Annotated in this window: 17 protein-coding genes, 1 pseudogene and 1 riboswitch; of the genes and pseudogenes, 17 read left to right on the top strand and 1 reads right to left on the bottom strand. The window is 39.7% G+C overall.

Annotation, left to right across the window (positions count from 1 at the left end):
- Positions 1-4 precede the first annotated feature (4 nt).
- From kdpC to H4K35_RS10315, 4 genes are read left to right on the top strand one after another with little or no spacing between them, the layout of a single operon-like run.
- Entirely contained in the window at positions 5-565 is a 561-nt protein-coding gene (gene kdpC, locus H4K35_RS10330) for a potassium-transporting ATPase subunit KdpC (RefSeq protein WP_182627659.1), read from the top strand.
- 1 nt (position 566) lies between these two features.
- On the top strand, positions 567-1,655 hold the full coding sequence (locus tag H4K35_RS10325) for a porin (protein WP_220497683.1): 1,089 nt from the start codon (positions 567-569) through the stop codon (positions 1,653-1,655).
- A complete protein-coding gene (locus tag H4K35_RS10320; RefSeq protein WP_182627656.1) occupies positions 1,656-2,786 on the top strand; it encodes a sensor protein KdpD in 1,131 nt (376 codons plus the stop codon).
- Positions 2,783-4,492 (top strand): ATP-binding protein, encoded by a 1,710-nt coding sequence (locus H4K35_RS10315; protein ID WP_182627654.1) that lies wholly within the window; start codon positions 2,783-2,785, stop codon positions 4,490-4,492. Before H4K35_RS10320 ends, H4K35_RS10315 begins: the two co-directional genes overlap by 4 nt.
- 660 nt (positions 4,493-5,152) lie before the next feature.
- Here the strand turns inward: H4K35_RS10315 and H4K35_RS10310 are convergent.
- On the bottom strand, positions 5,153-6,028 hold the full coding sequence (locus tag H4K35_RS10310) for a DMT family transporter (RefSeq protein ID WP_182627652.1): 876 nt from the start codon (positions 6,026-6,028) through the stop codon (positions 5,153-5,155).
- An 87-nt stretch (positions 6,029-6,115) separates the two neighbouring features.
- Between H4K35_RS10310 and H4K35_RS10305 the strand changes: the two genes are divergently transcribed.
- The 13 genes and pseudogenes from H4K35_RS10305 to H4K35_RS10245 all read left to right on the top strand — a co-directional run bounded on the left by H4K35_RS10305 (position 6,116) and on the right by H4K35_RS10245 (position 22,075).
- Entirely contained in the window at positions 6,116-7,531 is a 1,416-nt protein-coding gene (locus tag H4K35_RS10305) for a PLP-dependent aminotransferase family protein (protein ID WP_182627650.1), read from the top strand.
- A gap of 108 nt (positions 7,532-7,639) precedes the next feature.
- Positions 7,640-7,749, top strand: a riboswitch (TPP riboswitch).
- A gap of 25 nt (positions 7,750-7,774) precedes the next feature.
- Complete coding sequence (pnuC, locus tag H4K35_RS10300; protein ID WP_182627648.1) at positions 7,775-8,371, top strand: nicotinamide riboside transporter PnuC; 597 nt, start codon at positions 7,775-7,777, stop codon at positions 8,369-8,371.
- On the top strand, positions 8,358-9,374 hold the full coding sequence (locus H4K35_RS10295) for a hypothetical protein (RefSeq protein WP_182627646.1): 1,017 nt from the start codon (positions 8,358-8,360) through the stop codon (positions 9,372-9,374). Before pnuC ends, H4K35_RS10295 begins: the two co-directional genes overlap by 14 nt.
- A gap of 287 nt (positions 9,375-9,661) precedes the next feature.
- Positions 9,662-10,503, top strand: a pseudogene (locus H4K35_RS10290) (DMT family transporter).
- Positions 10,504-10,645: 142 nt separating this feature from the next.
- The gene (locus H4K35_RS10285; RefSeq protein ID WP_182627644.1) at positions 10,646-12,118 is read left to right on the top strand and encodes an aminoacyl-histidine dipeptidase; all 1,473 of its coding nucleotides are present in this window, start codon (positions 10,646-10,648) and stop codon (positions 12,116-12,118) included.
- Positions 12,119-12,802: 684 nt separating this feature from the next.
- Positions 12,803-13,408 (top strand): YceI family protein, encoded by a 606-nt coding sequence (locus H4K35_RS10280; protein WP_182627643.1) that lies wholly within the window; start codon positions 12,803-12,805, stop codon positions 13,406-13,408.
- Positions 13,409-13,502: 94 nt separating this feature from the next.
- Positions 13,503-14,576: a peptide chain release factor 1 gene (prfA, locus tag H4K35_RS10275; protein WP_182627641.1), complete on the top strand. Its 1,074-nt coding sequence runs from the start codon at positions 13,503-13,505 to the stop codon at positions 14,574-14,576.
- A 60-nt stretch (positions 14,577-14,636) separates the two neighbouring features.
- The gene (pyrF, locus tag H4K35_RS10270; RefSeq protein ID WP_182627639.1) at positions 14,637-15,458 is read left to right on the top strand and encodes an orotidine-5'-phosphate decarboxylase; all 822 of its coding nucleotides are present in this window, start codon (positions 14,637-14,639) and stop codon (positions 15,456-15,458) included.
- A gap of 3 nt (positions 15,459-15,461) precedes the next feature.
- The gene (locus tag H4K35_RS10265) at positions 15,462-16,259 is read left to right on the top strand and encodes an ABC transporter substrate-binding protein (protein ID WP_182627636.1); all 798 of its coding nucleotides are present in this window, start codon (positions 15,462-15,464) and stop codon (positions 16,257-16,259) included.
- A 278-nt stretch (positions 16,260-16,537) separates the two neighbouring features.
- A complete protein-coding gene (gene gyrA / locus H4K35_RS10260; protein WP_182627634.1) occupies positions 16,538-19,081 on the top strand; it encodes a DNA gyrase subunit A in 2,544 nt (847 codons plus the stop codon).
- A gap of 21 nt (positions 19,082-19,102) precedes the next feature.
- Positions 19,103-20,362, top strand: a complete 1,260-nt coding sequence (locus H4K35_RS10255; protein WP_182627632.1) for a tetratricopeptide repeat protein — start codon at positions 19,103-19,105, stop codon at positions 20,360-20,362.
- A 185-nt stretch (positions 20,363-20,547) separates the two neighbouring features.
- On the top strand, positions 20,548-20,910 hold the full coding sequence (locus H4K35_RS10250; protein WP_286466970.1) for a hypothetical protein: 363 nt from the start codon (positions 20,548-20,550) through the stop codon (positions 20,908-20,910).
- Positions 20,911-21,163: 253 nt separating this feature from the next.
- Entirely contained in the window at positions 21,164-22,075 is a 912-nt protein-coding gene (locus H4K35_RS10245; RefSeq protein ID WP_182627630.1) for a hypothetical protein, read from the top strand.
- Positions 22,076-22,078 lie beyond the last annotated feature (3 nt).

Raw genomic sequence — 22,078 nt, 5'->3', positions numbered from 1 at the left:
CGATATGAAAACAAATATAATACCCTCTATGCTGCTAACCACTTTATTTTTGATTGTGCTAGGTGGTTTTTACCCTGCTCTTATGTGGGGAATAGCGCAAGTTGCTCCAAACAAAGGAAAAGGCATTACCGTTGAAACCCCAAAGGGGAAACAATATGTCAATATTGGGCAGTCGTTTACCTCCATGGCGTATTTTTGGTCGCGTCCATCGGCAGTAGCTTATAATGCTGCAGGCTCAGGAGCGAGTAATGACGCATCGTCCAAGGCAGAATATTTGGAAGAAGTCCAAGGGCGTATTGACGATTTTATAGAGCGCAATCCAGAAGTTCAGCGAGAACATATTCCCGTTGACCTAGTGACGGCTAGTGGGAGTGGTTTAGATCCGCATATTTCTATTCAAGCCGCTCGCGTGCAAATTGCGCGTATTGCCAAAGAAAGAGGACTAGCGCCTAGCCGTATAGAACAACTGATCGCTCAACACACCCAACAGCCTTTGTGGGGGTTTTTAGGTCCACAAACTATTTCTGTGCTGCAACTCAATATCGCTTTAGATCAATTAAAATAAAATGAAAGAGAAAATAATAGTAGGTGTACTTATACTAAGTGCACTTGCTTTTTCATCTGCCTACGCCCAACAAAACAAATGGCTAGACGATGTAAAAGTACAAGCCTATGGAGAAGTTTACTATACATATGATTTTAATCAAACTCCAACTGGAAAATTAAATTCCTTTTTATATTCCTATGACCGGCATAATGAGGTGAATTTGAATTTTGGCATGGTGAAACTAAACTATGAAAAAGCGCGTGTTCGATCGAATTTAGGTTTTATGGCAGGAACGTATGTCACAGCCAATTTAGCTAATGAATCAGAGGGATTAAAGCAAATCTACGAAGCCAATATTGGCGTTAAACTAATGGAGGAACAAAACCTTTGGCTAGATGTGGGGATTATGCCATCTCATATTGGGTTTGAAAGCGCGATAGGCGCTGATGTTATGACGTTGACACGTAGTATCATGGCGGAAAATTCACCTTATTTTTCAGCAGCTGTAAAATTGTCCTATCAAACGCCAAATCAAAAATGGGGAATGGCCTTACATCTTATGAATGGTTGGCAACGCATCAATCGTCCTACTGGAAACTCAACTCCTGCTGTGGGACATCAGCTTACCTATACACCAAATGAACGATGGCTACTGAATAGTAGTTCTTTTGTGGGAAGTGATACACCCGATGAAACGCGTAAAATGCGCTATTTCCACGATTTCTATATGTCCTATCAGCTGAATGAGGCAGTAAAAGTATTGGTTGGATTTGACGCAGGGGTGCAACAAAAAGAAAAATACAGTCGAGCTTATAGTTTTTGGTATGCTCCTTTAGTTATGGGACGTTATGCAGTCAATCAACGCTGGAGTGTGACTGCTAGAGCCGAGTATTATGTAGATCGAGATCAAGTCATAATACAGACGGATACACCCAATGGCTTTCAAACCTGGGGGTATTCTGTTAATGTGGATTGTCAAATTACACCAGCCGTTTTATGGCGATTGGAAGCCCGATCGCTACAGAGTAAAGATGCTATTTTTAGTATAGCAAATAGAGCGGTTTCAGAACAAACCTTCCTCGGAAGTAGTATTTCAATACGATTGTAAATGGAAAGAGAAACACGTCAAAGCGCCGAAGACTTTTTAGCGCTAATTCGCCGGTCCAAACGCGGTAAGTTTAAGATCTATATCGGAATGAGTGCTGGCGTTGGAAAAACCTATCGCATGCTAATGGAAGCGAGAGATTTGCAACGCAACGGCATAGATGTGAAGTTGGGGTATATCGAGACGCATAACCGAAAAGAAACGCAAGCACTAGTAGAAGGGTTGCCTATTATTGGGCGTAAAACTGTTTTTTACAAAGGTAAATTGGTCGAAGAACTCGACGTAGAAGCCATTTTACAAGATCGCCCTGAGATTGTAATCATAGACGAATTGGCACACTCCAATATTGCAGGAAGCAAAAATGAAAAACGTTGGCAAGATGTATTTGAAATACTCGATGCGGGAATCAATGTGATCTCAGCACTGAATATTCAGCACATCGAAAGCCTAAATCAAGCCATACAGGCGATTACTTCCATTGATGTCACGGAGCGCGTGCCAGATAAAGTATTACAAGAAGCTGATGAAGTAGTTAATATCGACCTCACCGCCAATGACTTAATTGAGCGATTGAAAGAAGGCAAGATTTATCCGCAGGAAAAAATTCAAATGGCCCTTCAAAACTTCTTTACAACCTCTAATATTTTACAACTAAGAGAACTGGCATTAAAAGAAGTAGCTTCCTATGTAGAGAACAAAGTAGCGACAGAAGTGAATGTAGCCAATATAGTCAAGCCCAGTCGTTTTCTGGCCTGTATTAGTTCCAATGAGAAAAATGCCAAAAACGTCATTCGAAAGACGGCACGTCTAGCGGGCTATTTAAATTCGAAGTGGTATGTCCTCTATGTACAAACCCCAAAGGAGGATCCCAATAAAATTGCGTTAGACAAACAACGGCATTTAATTAATAATTTTAAATTAGCTACAGAATTAGGCGCCGAAATTATCAAAATCGAGCATGCCAATATAGCCAAAGCAATACGAATACAGGTAGAACAAAGACAAATCACAACGATATGCATTGGCAAACCGCGGTTGCGTCTTTATCAACTTATTTTGGCAACCAATGTATTCAACCAATTAGTGAGGAAATTATCCTTTTTACCAATTGATATTATAATCTTTTCGAAATGAGAATAAAAACAAAATTAACCCTGGGGTTGGGGCTTCTATTTGCGCTTATTGTTTTTTTAGGAGGAATAGCCGCTGTGTATATTCATTTTTTGAAGCTCGATACACGCAATATTCTCCACGACAATTACAACTCTTTGCTCTATGCTAAAAGCATGTTGAGTGCTTTAGATCAAAAAGGCGATAGCCGCTTGATTCACTTTGAAGAACAGTTGAGAAAACAAGAAGGCAATGCTACGGAATTAGGGGAGAAGGAGATGAATAAAACCCTGCGCAATTATTTCGAAAGCTATAAAAATCAAGGACGACAACCAGAAGAGCTCATGCAAATTAGGGTTTGGTTGATTGAGATCATGGAAATAAATATGCAGGCCATTGAGCTCAAAAGCGAATTGGCAAATAAAACAGCGATACAAGCGACGATATGGATTGCCATTGCGGGGCTTGCTTGTTTTGCCATTGCTTTGGGGTTACTGATGAATTTGCCATCCAATATTGCTGATCCGATTCAGAAGCTAACCCAGAGCATCAAACAAATTGCTAGTAGCAATTATAAAGAGCGTGTGTTTTTGGATAAAAATAACGAATTTGGCGAGTTAGCCCAATCGTTTAACACCATGGCGCAAAAGCTAGAAGAGTACAACAGCAGTCATTTAGCAAAGTTAATGCGCCAAAAGAAGAGGATTGAAGCCCTGATCAACAGTATGTCAGATGTTGTGATTGGACTAGATGAAACCATGAAGGTCATCTTCGTCAACCAAGAGGCGTGTAAAGTTTTGGGCTTAGCTGAAGAAGAAATGGTCGGTAAAAGCAGTAAGGACATTGCCATTTACAACGATTTGATGCGTATGTTAGTCAAGGAAATCAATGTAGAGGTGATGGAGAAAGAACCTTTGAAGATCATCCACAACGACAAAGAAAATTACTTCGACAAGCAATTCCTTCACATTGAACTCACCCCAACGGGAGAGGAGCAAAAAGAACTCGTGGGCTATGTGATGATTTTAAAGAATATTACCGAATTTAAAGAATTAGACACTGCAAAAACACGCTTCATAGCCACGGTCTCTCATGAATTTAAAACACCTATAGCTTCGATGAAAATGAGTTTACAGCTCTTGAAAGATGAACGCATAGGTCATCTAAATGAAGAGCAAATCATCTTAGTGGATAGCATTCAAGATGATGCAGGGCGACTGTTGAAAATCACCACAGAATTACTCAATTTAACGCAAATAGAAAGTGGGAAAATTGCGCTACACCTCAAGGCATGTGCGTTAGATCAAGTGGTTCAAGATGCCGTTGAAGCGAATCATATTCAGGCTGAACAAAAGAATATTCAACTCAAAGTCGATTTGCCTTTTGCGCTTCAGCCCTTGCAATTAGACCTAGAGAAAACTGTTTGGGTATTGACTAATCTCATTGCTAATGCCATCAATTACTCCCATGAATCTTCGGTTGTGCACATTGAAGTGCTCCAAGATGACCTTGCTACGACGATTCGCATAAAGGATGAGGGCATTGGAATTCCTCCTGAATACGTCGATCGCATTTTTGATCGCTACTTTAGAGTCCCTAGTACACATAGAGAAGGAACAGGTTTAGGCCTAGCTATTAGTAAGGAAATAATTGAAGCTCAGGGTGGAAGGATTTCCGTAAACAGTGAATATGGAGTTGGAAGCACGTTTGTTTTAGTTTTTAAACATTAATTTTTGTGTTCTTACTTATTTATCTAAATTTTTATAAATATTACGCAATACTTTAACGTTATTTAAGTCGGTATTTTGTTGTTTTTGAGCGCTTTAGTGTATTTAGGTATACTATTTTTTCATTTTCTTGCATTTATTTTAATAGTTTTGATTTGTATTAGAAAAAGAGTACTGTGAAAAAGAAAAAGCTACTGACGATAGGTGAGATTCTCGTTTATAGCAAAGGCCGTCCCTTTATTATCCAAGTAAGGAATAATAGGAGGATGGATTGAAAAAAAGAAAAGCGCAAAATTTAAAAGTAAAACACATAAAAGTGGCCGACTTTTAAGAGATTTGAGTTAGTGTAAATATGAAATAGGAGGATGCAATTTCATCTGTTTGTACTTACGTTTTAGGGGAATATAATTCAAATCAAGCTGGGGCTTTGCGTGCAAAGTCCCAGCTTTTCTTTTTGTAAAAGCACGACTTGTTCTGCACTGTAGAAATAGGAACTAGTTAGCAAGGAAAAGGCAAAAAAGGATATATTCCTTCATCGCTGCTCAGCAATTAAACCTAAACTTTTTATTTACTTGATGCGCTTTATGTTATTCTAAATCAACTAATTGAAATTTGTCTATATTCATCATTCACAGATGCAAGCACTGCGTTTGTCTCCTTAGTTTAGGCAAACTTCTTGCTCGCTGCTACAGATAAAACTACGCCTAGGGTTACGCCAATCATACCTACAGAAACGGATTCATTTAAGAAAAGAGCAGCGAGAGCTAAGCCAAAGAAGGGTTGTAGCAATTGCAGTTGACCTACAGTGGCGATTCCACCTTGAGCTAATCCTTTATACCAAAAGATAAATCCTGTAAACATACTCATTGTGCCCAAGTAAAGTAAACTCACCCAAGTATCAGTTTGTATAGCGTGCAGAGAGGGAGGTAGAAAAAAGAAAAGGCAAGGCAATAAAATAGGCAAAGCATAGATAATAGCCCAAGAAATTACTTGGCTTCCACCCATTGATTTTGTAAGTACAGCACCTTCAGCATAGGCCAATCCGCAGAGTATAATAGCAGCGAGCATTAGTAAATCACCCGTAATCGAGCTAGTTGCTTGCTGGGCATAAGCGAAGGCCACCACGAGCCCACTCCCTAGTAGGGCAAAGAGCCAAAAGAGAGGTTTAGGCTTTTCCTTTCCGCGTAACACAGCAAAAATAGCCGTACTCAGTGGTAAAGTTCCCACAAAAACTAAAGATCGAGCAGCAGTCATATGCTGTAAAGCCAAGGATGATAATAACGGAAATCCTATTACCGCACCCCCAGCAATCAAGATAATTGATTTTGACTCTAGCTTCGTAGGAAAAGACGCTTTGGTGTAATACAGAAATATACCCGCGAGAACAGCTGCAACTAAAGCGCGTACCAAGGTGACAAAAATAGGATCTAAACTCAGTACCGCTACTTTGGTAGCCGGCATAGATCCACTAAATAATAGTACGCCAATGAATCCATTGATCCATCCACTCGAGGTATTGTTTACTGCTGTTGCTTTCATGTATTTCTATTTTTTTTCAAAAGTAAAGCGAAATTAGAAACAAACACAGTCGCAGTTTTGTATCTTTGGATGGGTACAGTATATTTTATGGAAGAAAAATTCATCTATTTGCGCCTAGCGGAAAAGCTGGCCAATCAAATTCGAAACGGCATTTTCAAAAAAGGCGATCGCCTTCCTTCAATACGCGAGTTGTGTAGGACGTACAATATCAGTATGAATACGGCAAAACGCATCTATTTGGAACTCGAATCTCAATCTTTAGTCCTTGCCGTTCCCCAATCGGGTTATTTTGTAAGTCATGTGCATTACCCTCATTTTCCCTTGCCAAAGGCGAGTAATCCAACGCCATTAGCCGATATGGATGTCCCTAAAAAGATCATCAATAAAGTCTATTCCCATATGGGAAATGAAGCCTTGACTTTATTTTCTTTCAACTCACTCTATGGGGAGTTTTTACCTGCTGCTCAGATGAAAAAGGAAATTATTCAGGCGGCGAAAGAAATGAAATACGGGGGAGTGGACTATGAAGGTGTTCAAGGCAATATCAACCTCAGGCGAATGATTGCCGCTCGTTCCATGACGTGGGGAGGTGCGCTTACCGAGGATGAAGTAGTAACGACCAATGGAAGCATACACGCCATATCCCTCTGCTTATTAGCACTGGGAAAAGCGGGCGATACCGTTGCTATCGAGAGTCCGTGTTATCCTGGAATCTTTCAACTGGCAATTGATTTGGGTTTTAAAGTATTAGAACTGCCGACAGATCCCGTTACTGGAGTAAAACTCGACGCCTTAGAACGCGTATGCCCGATGATTGATATTTGTTTGTTGATTACCAATTACAACACACCTTTAGGTAGTTGTATGCCTATCGAAAACAAAAAGAAAGTGGTGGAGCTACTTGCTTCTCATTCTATTCCCTTGATTGAAGATGATGTATATGGAGATTTAAACTTCAGCGGTAAGCGCCCCATGTGTTGTAAAGCGTTTGACACAACAGGTAATGTGCTGTGGTGTAGTGCCGTTTCTAAGACCTTAGCCCCAGGCTATCGCGTGGGTTGGGTTAGTGCAGGAAAATATCAAGACAAAGTCATTGAGCAGAAATTAATTCACTCTATTTCATCCCCCGCCATTGTTCAAGAAGCAGTTGCGAATTTTATTAAGTCGGGAAAATACGAAAAACACTTGCGCAAATTGAGGCAAAGCTTGTTTGCCAACTATCAAAAAATGCTCGCGGTTATCGTGAATGAATTTCCAGCAGGTACAAAAGTTACCCGTCCTGAAGGTGGGTTGTCATTGTGGATTGAATTTGACGAAAAGGTCAATACCCTGAAGTTGTACGACCGTTGTTTGAAAGAAGGTATTAGTATTGCACCAGGGCGAATGTTTACGGTACAAGGACAGTTTCAAAACTGTATTCGAATCAGTATTGGCTTGCCTTGGACCAAAGAAATAGAACAACAACTCAAACGAATAGGAACCCTTAGCCTAGGGTGTGTATAGTTGAAGCAGGAGGAGGGTAGTTGTAAAACGCTGATTAACTGACGGTTGTTTTTTATGCACACACAGCTATTTCCTAAATTTTTTTGTATGAAAAAAAAATGTCACCTTTGTCACTTGAAAGGGGTGCTACACCATGGTGTGGCTGAGATGATACCCTGGAACCAGTTTCCGCACCTGATCTAGGTAATGCTAGCGTAGGGATCAACCATTTATCATCTCATCATTTACTTTAGTTAAGTTAATATGATGCAGGAAATCTTACAACAAACTACGTGGACCGAATGGCTCGGTGTCTTTTTTTCTATGATTCAAGTTGTACTTGCTTCGAGGAATAACTCCAACAATTATCTTTTTGGAATTGCGGGTATCTCCCTAACACTTTACGTGATGATTACCGCCAAGCTATATGCAGAATTTACGCTCAACCTATACTATTTGGGTATGAGCATCTACGGCTGGTTATTCTGGAAATACGGCAAACAAAAAGAAGAAGCAAAAATCTCGCGAACAAATGCAACAGACAAGTGGATTGTTTTGGGCATTGTCAGCTTCACTTTTGGATTATTTTGGCTATTTCTCACCCAATATACCGATTCAGATGTTCCCATTTGGGATTCTTTAGTGACTGCATTTGCATGGGCAGGGATGTGGTTGATGGCCAAACGAAAAATAGAAAACTGGATTTTATTGAATATCAGTAATTTTATTTCTGTGCCGTTGATGTTGCACAAAAATTTATACCTATATGCGGGGTTAACTGTGTTTTTATTTGTTGTTGCAGTATTGGGCTATGTCAAGTGGAATAAAATTTTAAAAGAAGAAGAGTATGTTAAACGCTAGTGAATTGAGAAAGGCCATGCAAGGAGCAACGGCCATTTCAGATGAAGTTATTTCCCATATTTACAAAGAGCGATGGCTGCAAATATGGGTACCTCAAGCCTATGGGGGGTTGGGTTGTGATTTTAAAACAGGCTTACTCTACTTATATGATTGGGCCAAAATAGATGGCAGTTTAGGATGGATGTTGACGCTCTGCGCAGGAGCCAATTATTTTTCGCGAAATATGCAACCCAATACAGCAAAAGCCCTGTTTGCTAGTGAGTATACCTGTTTTGGAGGCAGTGGTATGCTAGGCGGAACTGCCGATGAACAAGCCGATGGAACCTTTGTGGTACATGGACAGTGGGAGTATGCCACTGGAGCACCTTATCTCAGCCATTTTACCCTCAATGCCAAGCTGCTCAAGCAAGGTAAACCTGTTGTAGACGATACTGGTACAGCGGTTGTTCACTCCTTTATCATTCCCAAATCACAAGTGAATATTATTCCTAATTGGAAATCCATGGGGATGAAAGCCACGGGAACCTATTCTTTTGTAGTAAAAGAAGCAGTGATTCCTGCAGATTACCGCTTTGTATATGATGTGTTTTATACTGATGATGCAATCACCAAGATTCCCTTTCGCTTATTTGCTGATTTAACCCTCCTCGTTAACTATTTGGGGATGGCCGCTCATTTCATGGAAGAAGCAGCCAATACTTTGGGTTCTGACCGCATATATACCCATCAGCAACGCATACAGATTGCCTTGGAGGGAATTTTAACTTACGCGATTCAACTTGAAGGAATATTAGAGCAGCACCTACCCATTTCTGCAGCATTAGAGGAAGAGATTCACCACTACGGTCGATGCATAGTAGAACAACTAATACCGCAAGTAATCCAAGTATATACCCAATTAGGGATTAAAGGAACGCAGGTTGACCAACCGATACATCAGGTTTTCTGTGATTTCTTTACCGCTACACAACACGCCAATTTTAGAGCGGAAGTAAAGAAGTAGCACCTTTACCCCAGCGTGAGCATTAGCCAAATACTGCAAAGCACTTCTACTTCCTATGTCTTTTATTAGCTCTAAAACCGTACTATAGGATGCTTTAATCACTAATTCCGGGCTATGTTGTACACTTACTTTGTTCATACGTCTATCGCTTAGGCTGGGGTTAATTCGCTCTGCTTCTAAAATAAAAACCACTTTTTCATTGGGATACTACGCTTGAAGCAGTACTTTTGCAGCAAATGGGGGTTTTGTTCACTTTTGATATAAAACGCTCGGTTTAATTGGTTGAAATGAGTGAAAAAAGAACGGCTATTTCGGCTGCCTTGACCTCAATTATGTGTGTACAAGGTGGTGCGTCTTTAGCAAAAAAGCTGTTTCCTGTTTTAGGGCCAGCTGGTGCAAGCTCCTTGCGTATTGGTCTATCTGCTATCTTACTACTAGTAATTAATAGGCCCAATCTAAAAGCTTTAACGAAAAAACAATGGCTGTGCTGCTTGGGATATGGAGTAAGTATCGGTGGAATGAATTTGCTGTTTTACTTTGCCATTGAGCGCGTACCATTGGGCTTGGGAGTAACCGTTGAATTTGTCGGTCCTCTGCTATTGGCCTTGTTTTTATCGCGCCGACTATTGGATGTTCTTTGGGCGATACTCGCGTGTATCGGTATATTGCTCATTGTGCCTTGGAAAAGCAGTAATGTAGATCTAGTGGGATTAGGCATGGCTTTTATGGCAGGTATGTTTTGGGTAGGCTATATCGTAATGGGAACTAAAGTCACCCAACTCATCGACGGACGAACAGCTGTGTCTATCGGAACTGTATTTGCCGCCATGATTATTGTGCCTGTTGGAATTGCCTCTGCGGTTTAGTGCACCTAACTTGGCCGTTGTTCTTCATAGGACTTGCTGTTGCCATTTTGTCGAGCTCTTTGCCTTTTACCTTAGACCTGGTAGCCATGAAGCGAATTCCCCCAAAGAGCTTTAGCATTTTGACGAGTTTACATCCCGCATTCGCAGCCTTAAGTGGATTAATTTTTTTAGGTGAAGCCCTAAGCCTAGTGCAATGGCTGTCTGTTGCTTGTGTGGTTTTTGCTAGTATCGGAACTACAATTACCTCACCTAGAGTTGCTTAAACTGTACTTGTTTAAGTAAATATTTAAGGTTGTTTTAGCATTGCTGCGGATGAACGTCAACAAAACTAACCAATTCGCCCATTTTTAAAGAGAATAGTTTACCTTTGAAGAACAAGGAATAATACGAATTTATAGTGATATTATGAATCAAGAAATAAGAAACTTAGAGCCAAAACAAGTTTGGAATAAGTTTGCCGATTTGAATGCAGTGCCTCGTCCTTCAAAAAAAGAAGAACGCGTAATTGCTTTTATGGTAGACTTTGGAAAATCGTTGGGGTTGGAAACAATCCAAGATGAAGTAGGAAACGTAATCATTAAAAAACCGGCTACAGCTGGAATGGAGAACAGAAAGACCATTGTGATGCAATCGCATTTGGATATGGTTCACCAAAAAAATAATGATACAGATTTTGATTTCGATACACAGGGAATCGAAATGTATGTAGAAGATGGATGGGTACGCGCTAAGGGAACTACTTTAGGAGCGGACAACGGCCTAGGTGTGGCTACAATTATGGCAATCCTAGAGAGTAAAGATATCCCACATCCGGCAATTGAAGCCTTGTTTACAATTGATGAAGAAACGGGAATGACAGGGGCAAAAGGCCTAAAAGGAGGATTGCTAGAAGGTGAAATCTTACTAAATTTAGATACAGAAGAAGACGATGAAATCGATATCGGATGTGCAGGAGGAATTGATGTAACAGCCGCTGCAGAATACGATGAAGAAGACGCGCCAGAAAATGCAGTGGGATACCGCATTACTGTCAAAGGATTAAACGGAGGACACTCGGGCATGGACATCCACAAAGGTTTGGGGAATGCCAATAAAATCATGAACCGCTTGTTATTTGATTCTTTTGACAACTTTGGCTTGCAAATCGCAACAATCAAAGGAGGAAGCTTGCGCAACGCTATTCCACGTGAAAGTGTAGCAACAGTGGTGATCGCTCAGATGTATGACGAAGCTTTTGTGTATGATATGACGCAAATTGTAGAAGAAATCAAAGCGGAATTACACACCGTAGATCCAGGGTTAGAGGTTATTTTTGAGAAATTAGACGAGGCAGAAACACCGAAAAAAGTAATGCCGTCTATGGCGCAATACTTCTTTGTGCGTTCAATGTACGCAGCACACAATGGCGTATTCCGCATGAGCCCTGATTTTGACGATTTAGTAGAAGCTTCAAACAATATTGCAAAAGTAGAAGTAGGGCAAGGACAGCTAACAGTAAAATGTTTAACACGTTCTTCTGTTGAATCTTCTAAAATGGACGTTGCCAACGGTTTACGTGCAGCATTTGAATTGATGGGATGTGAAGTAGAGTTCTCAGGTTCATACCCAGGATGGAGTCCAAACCCAGATTCTGAAATTCTAGATGTTTTAGTTGATATTTACGAAAAACAACACAGTGAAAAACCAAATGTAGTCGCTTGTCACGCTGGCTTAGAATGTGGAATCTTAGGAACTCATTACCCAGAGATGGACATGATTTCTTTTGGTCCTACGATCAAAGGAGCACACTCTCCTGCAGAACGTGCTAATATTGAATCACTACAAAAATTTTGGAACTTCGTTTTAGAAATCTTAAAGCAAATTCCACTAAAGAAATAAACGTATCTCAAGATCGTTAACCCTATAAAAACAGCAGGCAGCTTTTCGCTCTTGCTGTTTTTTTATATCCAAAAGCGAAGTTCATTCCGTTTCCCCTGTCCAAAATTCTGTCTATACTTTCTGTCATAATCTAGCTGATTTAGTTGTTGTTAGGTCTTGTAGAATCCTTGCTTCCCCTTCAGTCCCTACATGCATGCACTACAAACGTAAACAAATTGAAGTAGTGTAAAAACACCCCTTATCCTTAACTACCACATTTTACCTTACAAGGGTATAAAAGGGCATTATTTTTCACAAGAAATTGAGATAAAGTGCCTGCAATCAGTTTGGTATGTGTTTGTTTTTGTGTTTTCTTCGGTACTTCTTCGAGTCTTGTTCGTGTTTCATTGGGTTAGAAGCCATTTTACCGAAGGAGACTCGAACAAGACTCGAACAAGACCAGAAAAAATCCCCTAGAAATTATGTTACTTGCAGCGCGGCAAACACTATTTCTCTCCCTATACTAAAAGCTGTTAATGGAGGCTGCTTTAGACAGTTGGAAGGAAAACAGAAAATCAAGCTGGCATTTTAGAGCATGTAGGGAGTTCCCAAATATTTTAAGTAAATTTTAATTTTTAAGCAAGTTGAATTGTAAATTGCTTTTTGTACATTAGTTGCTTTAAGACAATAAAACTCAAAAACAGTATGAAAAAATCAATTTTAGCGCTTGCTTTAGTTAGTTTAGTAGCTATTTCATGTGGAGATAAAAAATCAACCGATACAACTGCGCCTGAGCAAGGAGTAGAACAAACAGCGGAAACGCCAAAACAAAAGGAGTTGACGTATACCGTTGAGTGGACAGCATTTAAAACACCAGCTAAAGTTGGCGTAAAGGGAACTTTTGACGAGATCAAATTGTCAGAAGTAAACCGTGAAGCGGCGACCTTAGAAGAGGGGTTAAAAGGAGCTCAATTCGCTATTGTTACGAGTTCAGCTAGTACTGGAGATCCAGCAAGAGACGAGACATTGCGCTTGAATTTCTTTACTAAATTAGTTGGTAATATCAACGGATTTTTTGGAGAGTTTAAAGACGGAAAAGTTACAGTACACTTAACGTTGAATGGCATTACCAAAGAAAAAGAATTTGCTTATGAGGCGACTGAAGCAGGAGTAAAACTAACAGGATCAATCGACATCCTAGAAGACTTCGCAGCAAAAGACGCTTTTACAGCCTTACACGCAGCTTGTAATGCCTTACACGAAGGGAAAACATGGTCTGACGTAGAAATCGCTGTGGAGATTAAAAAATAAAAATACATAAATAAACGAATTGAAGAGGAATATGCGAATATATTCCTCTTTTTTTTTAACTTTGCAATCCAATTAAATTATCTCTTTTAAAGATATGATAGATCGATTACAAATTATTAAACAACGTTTTGATGAAGTATCTGATTTGATTATTCAACCAGATGTTATTGCGGATCAAAAGCGCTATGTTCAATTAAACAAAGAATATAAAGACTTAAAGCAGTTAGTTGAGAAACGAGCGGAATACATAAGTCTAACAGGAAATATAGCAGAAGCGAATGAAATCTTAGCAGATGGAAGCGATGCCGAAATGGTGGAGATGGCCAAGATGCAGCTAGACGAGGCGAAAGATCGTTTGCCAGAACTAGAAGAAGAAATCAAATTCCTTTTAATACCGAAAGATCCAGAAGACGCGAAAAACGTAATGGTTGAAGTTCGCGCGGGAACAGGAGGTGATGAAGCTAGTATTTTCGCAGGTGATTTGTTTAGAATGTACACGAAATACTGTGAGTCAAGAGGGTGGAGAACATCTGTTGTAGACGTGAATGAAGGAACTTCAGGCGGGTACAAAGAGGTTATTTTCGAGGTAACAGGAGAAGATGTTTATGGAACGTTGAAGTTTGAAGCAGGTGTACACCGCGTACAACGTGTTCCTCAAACAGAGACACAAGGACGTGTACACACCTCTGCTGCTACCGTAATGGTATTGCCAGAGGCAGAAGAATTTGATGTACACATTGACATGAACGATGTTCGTATTGATTTGTTCTGTTCGTCAGGACCTGGAGGACAGTCGGTAAATACGACGAAGTCAGCTGTGCGTATGACGCATATTCCAACGGGATTAGTTGCTCAATGTCAGGATGAGAAATCACAGCACAAAAACAAGGATAAAGCCTTGTCTGTATTGCGTTCTCGTTTATATGAAATGGAATTGGCCAAGAAACAAGAAGAAGACGCTAAAAAACGTAACTCTCAGGTAAGTAGTGGTGACCGTTCTGCAAAAATTAGAACCTATAACTATCCACAAGGACGTGTTACAGACCACCGTATCGGATTAACACTTTACGATTTAGATGGTGTAATGAACGGCGGTATTCAGAAAATTATTGATGAATTACAGTTAGTAAGTAATACGGAAAAATTAAAAGAAAGCGAAGTTTATTAAACTGCAAGATAAAGAGAAACCACACTAAGCAGTGTGGTTTTTTTTAAAACTACTTAGACCATGACAACACAACAACTCCTGGAGCAAATTCAGCGTAAAAAATCATTTCTATGTGTGGGATTAGACGTTGATTTAACGAAAATTCCCGCTTTTTTGCTAGAAGAGGAAGACCCTATCTTTAGTTTCAACAAAGCTATTATCGATGCTACGCACGATTTGGCGGTAGCCTATAAACCCAATATTGCTTTTTTTGAGGCCTATGGTATCAAAGGGTGGGAATCTTTGAAAAAGACCATTGCTTATATCAAAGAAAATTACCCGGACCTCTTTACCATTGCCGATGCAAAACGCGGTGATATTGGCAATACAGCTTCGATGTATGCCCAGGCTTTTTTTGAAGATATGGCCTTTGACAGCGTAACCGTAGCACCTTATATGGGGAAAGACTCTGTAGAGCCTTTCTTGGCCTTTGAAAATAAACACACCATTTTATTGGCCTTGACGTCTAATGAAGGGGCTTTTGACTTTCAAACGAAATTAATTGACGGCGAACCCCTGTATAAAAAAGTGATTCAAACCTCACAAACCTATAAAAATGCAGCCAATCTGATGTATGTAGTAGGCGCGACCAAAGCGGAATACTTTAAAGATATTCGCCAAGTAGTGCCAAACAGCTTTTTACTTGTACCAGGAGTTGGCGCACAAGGCGGTAGCTTACGCGATGTTTGCCAATATGGATTAGCGGATAATGTAGGTTTGTTAATCAACTCCTCAAGAGGCATTATATACGCATCCAATCAGGCCGATTTTGCAGCAAGAGCGAGAGAAGAAGCCCTGAAGATGCAAAGTGAAATGCAGGCCATTTTAAACGATAGATTTTAGATTATGATAGTAACAAAGGATCAACTAGGTCGTGAACACGTCTTTGAGCAAATGCCGAAGCGCATTATTTCACTTGTACCTGCTGTAACGGAAACGCTTTTTGACTTAGGCTTAGAAGATGAGTTAGTCGGCATTACAACGGCTTGTATTCACCCTTATCACTTAAAAGTGACGAAGGAGAGTGTAGGAGCACCCAAACAAGTAGCGATCGAACAGATAAAAGCGTTGCATCCAGCTATTATTATTGCAAATGTCGAAGAAAACACCCTAGCGGTTATTGAGCAATTAAAGGGGATTTGTCCGATATGGTTGACTGATGTTCGAACGATGGACCAAAACACCCAACTCATTGAAGCCTTAGGTCAATTGTTCAACAAGCGCACAGAAGCGCGTAAATGGATCGATAAAATTCAGTTTGGACAGCGGGATTTGATGGACTTTGTCTTGCAAAAACAAGGATTTAAAGCCGCCTATTTTGTCGGGAAAGACCCCTTTGTCGTAGCAGGAGAGGGGACGTTTATTCACGAGCTATTAACGCTCAACCAGTTTGAAAATGTCTATGCCAACCGCCTAGAACGTTATCCAGAAGTGGAAATCAAAAAGATTCGCATCCAAGGAGATCCCGAAGTAATTTTCTTGCCTTCCCTTCCTTATGCGTTCCAAGAAGAGGACGCCTTTGAAATTGGGCGATTTACCCATCATGGAAAAACAGTGTTTGTCGAAGGAGAAATGTTTTCTTGGTACGGCACTCATGTGTGTAAAGCCTTTGATTATTTCAAGCAAATTCACAACCGATTATAAAAGGAAATCTCACTATAGGTGAGATTTTTTTATTTTGGTCCCTACCTAGGCCAAACAGGATGTTGGGAAAACAATCCATTTATACCCCTTTAGGGTACATGGGGAGGGCTAAAGTGGCTAATTCCTACCTCAAAATGACTCTATTTAGGTATGTGATGGAAAAAAAACACAAAAAGGGTAAAAAAAACAGCTATTTCCTATGAGTAGCGTATGGAAAAACGCGATAAAATCTGTATATTAGCACGTTTAATAATGAGAATTTAAAATTTAATATACTTATGTCTGAAGGAGAAAAGTTGATTCCTATTAACATTGAGGAACAGATGAAATCAGCCTACATTGACTATTCGATGTCGGTGATTGTATCTCGAGCGCTTCCCGATGTTAGAGATGGCTTAAAACCTGTGCATCGAAGAGTGTTATTTGGTATGTATGAATTAGGCGTTATGTCTAATAGAGCACATAAAAAGTCTGCCAGAGTTGTAGGGGAAGTTTTAGGTAAATACCACCCACACGGTGATATTTCTGTATATGACGCCATGGTGCGTATGGCTCAGGATTGGAGCATGCGATATTTACTTGTAGATGGACAAGGTAACTTTGGATCTGTAGATGGAGATAGCCCGGCAGCGATGCGTTATACTGAGGCTAGAATGAAGAAGATATCCGAAGAAATTCTAGCTGATATCGACAAAGAAACAGTTGACTTCCAATTGAACTTTGACGATACCTTAGAAGAGCCTAGAGTAATGCCTACGCGTATTCCTACGCTATTGGTAAATGGAGCTTCGGGTATTGCCGTTGGTATGGCAACTAATATGGCGCCTCACAACCTTTCGGAGGTTATTGATGGTACCTTGGCCTATATCGACAACAACGAGATTGAAATTGACGAATTGATGAACCACATCAAAGCACCTGATTTCCCTACAGGGGGGGTGATCTACGGTTATGAAGGGGTTAGAGAAGCATTCAAAACAGGGCGCGGTCGCGTTGTTATGCGTGCTAAAGCCAACTTCGAAGAAGTAGATGGAAGAGAGTGCATCGTGGTTACAGAAATTCCGTTCCAAGTCAACAAAGCGGAAATGATCAAAAAAACTGCAGAGGCAGTTAATGAGAAAAAAATCGAAGGTATCGCAACGATACGCGATGAATCCGATCGTAAAGGGATGCGTATCGTTTACGTATTAAAACGCGATGCTATTCCTAATATCGTATTAAATACGCTATATAAGTATACGCAGTTGCAGTCTTCCTTCAGTGTAAATAATATTGCCCTAGTTGATGGACGTCCACAAACCTTAAATTTAAAAGAGCTGATCTACCACTTCGTAGAACACAGACATGATGTTGTGGTTAGACGTACGCAATTTGAATTGAGAAAAGCAGAAGAACGCGCACATATTTTAGAAGGGTTAATTATCGCTTCTGATAATATTGACGAAGTAATCGCTTTGATTCGCTCATCAAGCAATGCAGATGAAGCTAGAGCTAAATTAATCGAGCGCTTTTCTTTATCTGAGATTCAAGCCCGTGCAATTGTTGAAATGCGTCTACGTCAGTTAACTGGACTAGAGCAAGACAAACTACGTGCAGAGTATGAAGAAATCATGAAGTTAATCAATCACTTAAGAGAGTTATTAGCAAGCAAAGACATGCGAATGAACTTGATTAAGGAAGAGTTAATCGAAGTAAAAGAGAAATTCGGTGATGAGCGTCGCTCTGTAATTGAATATGCTGGTGGAGACGTTAGTATAACAGACCTTATTGCAGATGAACAAGTAGTTATTACTATTTCTCACGCAGGTTATATTAAACGTACCCCTCTATCAGAGTACAAAACACAAAATAGAGGAGGCGTAGGACAAAAATCGGCGGGTACACGAGATCAAGATTTCTTAGAGCATATGTATGTGGCTACTAACCACCAATATATGTTGTTCTTTACGCAAAAAGGAAAATGTTTCTGGATGCGCGTTTACGAAATTCCAGAAGGAACTAAAGTAAGCAAAGGGCGTGCGATCCAAAACTTGATTAATATTGAAAATGACGACAAAGTGAAAGCGTTTATCTGTACGCAAGATCTTAAAGATGAAGAGTACATCAACAATCACTTCGTTATCATGGCCACCAAAAAAGGTCAAGTGAAGAAAACGCCATTAGAACAATATTCACGTCCAAGACAAAACGGTATCAACGCTATTACCATTAAAGAAGACGACGAATTACTAGAAGCAAAATTAACAGATGGTAAGAGTAAAGTACTTATTGCCGTTAAATCTGGAAAATTAGTTCGCTTTGACGAGGAGAAAACACGTCCAATGGGAAGAACAGCTTCAGGAGTTCGCGGAATTACCCTAGCAGATGATAAAGACGAGGTAATCGGAATGGTATCGGTTAACGATATGAATAGCGAAATCTTAGTTGTATCTGAAAACGGATATGGTAAGCGTTCAGCCTTAGAGGAGTACAGAGAAACGAACCGCGGTGGAAAAGGAGTGAAAACCATGAATATCAGTGATAAAACTGGATTATTGGTTTCAATTAATGCGGTAACGGATGCGGATGATTTGATGATCATCAACAAATCAGGATTAACAATCCGTATGCGTGTATCTGATTTACGTGTAATGGGACGTGCAACTCAAGGTGTTCGTCTGATCAACATCAAAGGAAACGATTCAATTGCCGCAGTTTGTAAGGTAATGAAGGAAGATGATGAGGAAGATCAAGACCAAGAATTTGTAGAAATTGACGGAACTATCTTAGCGGAAAACGAGGAGATAAACGAACAAACAGAAGAAGATCAAGATCAAGAGTAAAACAATAAAAACAACAGAGTTATGAATAAAAAATATGTTTATTTAGCAGCAGCCCTATTGATCTCTGGGCTTACTATGGCTCAAAAGAAAGAGCTTAAAGATGCTGAAAAAGCGGTAAAGAAAGGAAATGTAGCTGAAGCTACTACTGCGTTAAAAGCAGTAGAAGGTGTTTTAGGTCAAGCTACCAATGATCAGAAAATACAGTACTACTATTTAAAATCGAATTTAGCGTATCAACAAATTGAAAAAAATCAGAATTTTGACGCAAATGTAGACGAAATGGTAGCTGCTTATAAAGCTATTGAGTCAATTGACAAAAACAATAAATTTGCAAAACAAGCAAATGAAGAGTTAGGTATTGTAGCGTCTAAAGTGATCAACAAAGCGATCGAAGATAACAATTCAAAAAACTATATTGGAGCGACTAAAAAGTTTAAACAAGCATTTGACATCAATCCAAAAGATACCTTATACCTATATTACGCAGCTTCAACAGCTATTAGTTCTAAAGACTATAAAACAGCTACGACATATTACAAAGAGTTGATCGACTTAGGGTATAACGGAAATGAATCATACTATACAGCAGTAGATAAAGCGACAGGTGAGGTTCAAAACTTCGGCAAAGATTCTAAAATGAGAGATGTTCTTGTAAAACAAGGATCTCACGTGGATCCTAAATTTGTGAAAGAGGATTCTAAACGCCCTGAAATCATCAAAAACTTAGCTTTGATCTATTACCAAGAAGGACAATACGAAGAAGCTGAAAAAGCGGTTATTGAAGCTAGAAAATCTAATCCAGATGACACCAACTTAATGTTGACACAAATGGATTTGTACTTGAAATCAAACAATATTGGAAAATACGAAGAAGTTGCGAAAGAAGCTTTAGCTAAAAATCCAAATGACGACGTATTATTGTACAACCTAGGGGTAACAAGTTTCCAAGCAGGAAAAGTTGATGACGCTAGAAAATACTACGAGCAAGCAATCCGTATTAACCCTAAAAATGAAAGCGCATACCTAAATATGGCTTTCCTTAAATTGCAACCAGACGAGGAGATTACAAATAAAATGAATAGCCTTGGTATGTCTGCTGCAGATAACAAGAAATACGACCAATTGCAAAAAGAGAAAAAAGCGCTTTACCGCGATGCAATGAATGATTTAGAAAAAGTATTGGCCATTAACCCTTCTAACGAAGAGGCAATCAATACGTTGAAAAACATTTATAGAGCGTTAGAGATGAACGATAAATTAAAAGCATTAGAAAGCAGATAAGCCTTTTTTATGCAACCGATCAAATGAGCCTAATCCCACTGGATTAGGCTCATTTTTTTTGGTAATCAGAAGCCTATCTACTTAAATTTTCTTCTTCAAAGGGCGTAATTTATTTATTCAATCCATTGATTGATACAAACAATTCATAATTTTGTCTTTGTGAAAATATATCAGACCTTTGTAAGGTGAAAATAGCAACACTCATATTATCCCTATTTATGTTTTTCAAACCGGTATTACCGGTTGTGGAATATGTGGTGTTATACGATTATATCAAAAACGAACTTTGTGTAAACAAAGAAAAGCCTGAGCTTGCTTGTAATGGTAAATGTCACCTTGCAAAAGAATTGACTCATGCTGCTGATAACGATACAGACAAAAGCAGATCCCAATTTGCTTCAGCAGAAGTTCAACTCATCTTCTATCAGGCAATTGAAGTGGTTCGCTATGTGTTTTTTAATACCCATAGCGCAAAAACTTTTGTAGGTATTGAAAACAGCTATGCGTTTTCATTTTCCAATTTCTTATTTCGCCCTCCGGTTTACTAGAAAAAGGGGAAAGACTATAGACTTTTATTCTACCTGTGGTTTGAGCGAATGGGCTTAAATCACCACAAGGTATGAACGGTGGATGTCTGTTGTATTCCTGCATTTTCAACACTTATTTGTAAACCGCTGTTAGGAGATCTCGCATCTACTAACACTAGATGCCGTCGGTAATCGAATCGCATTACTCAGTCTATTCACGTCTATGCTATAGGATAGTTGTGCCTCGGTGTACTTGTTGGCGACCTTATGTACTATGAAAACCTTTTTTTGTATCGTATCAACCTTGTTTGTTGTTGCGGCTTGTACTATTGATAAAACAGATTATGAATCTGAATCAACTATCGTAGTACCTGATAATCAAGCGTTCAAAGAAGTTATTTCTTTTGAACAAGAATCCTATGTGATTCGTGTAGAGGCTTTGGAGGGCAAGCTCTACCAAGGATATAATGAAATTCGCGTGCACCTACTGGATGCAAATAGCAAACAAAGTATGGAGCATGCCACAGTAACGCTTGTTCCTGTATTAACAACAGGGGCGGGAACAAGAGAAAGCTGTCCAACTAGCGATGCTTGGACCTATGTATCCCAAGAAAAATACTACAAAGGATACAGTGTATTCACCAAAGAGAGTTCGGCAGGACAATGGGCACTTGTTTTTGATATTCAAGTTGGAGGGCAACATCTTGAGCACCTTCATCCCATTGAGGTATTCCATCAAACCAATATGAACCTCAATATGACTTCATTTGTTGGAAATGACCAAGAACACTATATCATTGCTTTAGTTGCGCCAGTGAAGCCCAAAGTGGCTGAGAATGATATAGTAGCCGGTATTTTCAAATACAATAGCGCTGCCGATACAAGTACATGGCAAGGGTTGCATCAGGCCTACACCAGTGTTGACCACTATACGTTGCGCCTAGATCCGCGTATGCCAGAACCATCCATGGGCAATCACTCATCGCCTAATAACCGCGATTTGGTACAAAGAGAAGATTCGTTTTACCAAGGTGTGGTGAATTATACGATGACGGGAAATTGGACGCTGAACTTTATTCTCCAAAACAACCAAGGGAGAATTGTAAAGGGAACTAAAGTGCCTACAGATTTCACACCTGGAGTAGCAGGAGTGAAGAGTGAATTGTTTATTGATATACTCTTTTAGCCC

This window comes from Myroides sp. NP-2 (assembly GCF_014145665.1).
Lineage (GTDB): Bacteria > Bacteroidota > Bacteroidia > Flavobacteriales > Flavobacteriaceae > Flavobacterium.
Note: the sequence above shows the minus strand (reverse complement) of the source record. Positions and strands in the feature narration are given on the sequence as shown.

What these genes read in the sequence shown, in the direction of transcription:
- H4K35_RS10285 (WP_182627644.1), top strand. Translation starts at nt 10,646, where the DNA reads ATGAATCAAGAAATAAGAAACTTAGAGCCAAAACAAGTTTGGAATAAG.
- H4K35_RS10255 (WP_182627632.1), top strand. Translation starts at nt 19,103, where the DNA reads ATGAATAAAAAATATGTTTATTTAGCAGCAGCCCTATTGATCTCTGGG.
- H4K35_RS10265 (WP_182627636.1), top strand. Translation starts at nt 15,462, where the DNA reads ATGATAGTAACAAAGGATCAACTAGGTCGTGAACACGTCTTTGAGCAA.
- prfA (WP_182627641.1), top strand. Translation starts at nt 13,503, where the DNA reads ATGATAGATCGATTACAAATTATTAAACAACGTTTTGATGAAGTATCT.
- H4K35_RS10320 (WP_182627656.1), top strand. Translation starts at nt 1,656, where the DNA reads ATGGAAAGAGAAACACGTCAAAGCGCCGAAGACTTTTTAGCGCTAATT.
- H4K35_RS10295 (WP_182627646.1), top strand. Translation starts at nt 8,358, where the DNA reads ATGTTAAACGCTAGTGAATTGAGAAAGGCCATGCAAGGAGCAACGGCC.
- pnuC (WP_182627648.1), top strand. Translation starts at nt 7,775, where the DNA reads ATGATGCAGGAAATCTTACAACAAACTACGTGGACCGAATGGCTCGGT.
- kdpC (WP_182627659.1), top strand. Translation starts at nt 5, where the DNA reads ATGAAAACAAATATAATACCCTCTATGCTGCTAACCACTTTATTTTTG.
- H4K35_RS10315 (WP_182627654.1), top strand. Translation starts at nt 2,783, where the DNA reads ATGAGAATAAAAACAAAATTAACCCTGGGGTTGGGGCTTCTATTTGCG.
- H4K35_RS10305 (WP_182627650.1), top strand. Translation starts at nt 6,116, where the DNA reads ATGGAAGAAAAATTCATCTATTTGCGCCTAGCGGAAAAGCTGGCCAAT.
- pyrF (WP_182627639.1), top strand. Translation starts at nt 14,637, where the DNA reads ATGACAACACAACAACTCCTGGAGCAAATTCAGCGTAAAAAATCATTT.
- H4K35_RS10310 (WP_182627652.1), bottom strand. Translation starts at nt 6,028, where the DNA reads ATGAAAGCAACAGCAGTAAACAATACCTCGAGTGGATGGATCAATGGA.
- gyrA (WP_182627634.1), top strand. Translation starts at nt 16,538, where the DNA reads ATGTCTGAAGGAGAAAAGTTGATTCCTATTAACATTGAGGAACAGATG.
- H4K35_RS10245 (WP_182627630.1), top strand. Translation starts at nt 21,164, where the DNA reads ATGAAAACCTTTTTTTGTATCGTATCAACCTTGTTTGTTGTTGCGGCT.
- H4K35_RS10280 (WP_182627643.1), top strand. Translation starts at nt 12,803, where the DNA reads ATGAAAAAATCAATTTTAGCGCTTGCTTTAGTTAGTTTAGTAGCTATT.
- H4K35_RS10325 (WP_220497683.1), top strand. Translation starts at nt 567, where the DNA reads ATGAAAGAGAAAATAATAGTAGGTGTACTTATACTAAGTGCACTTGCT.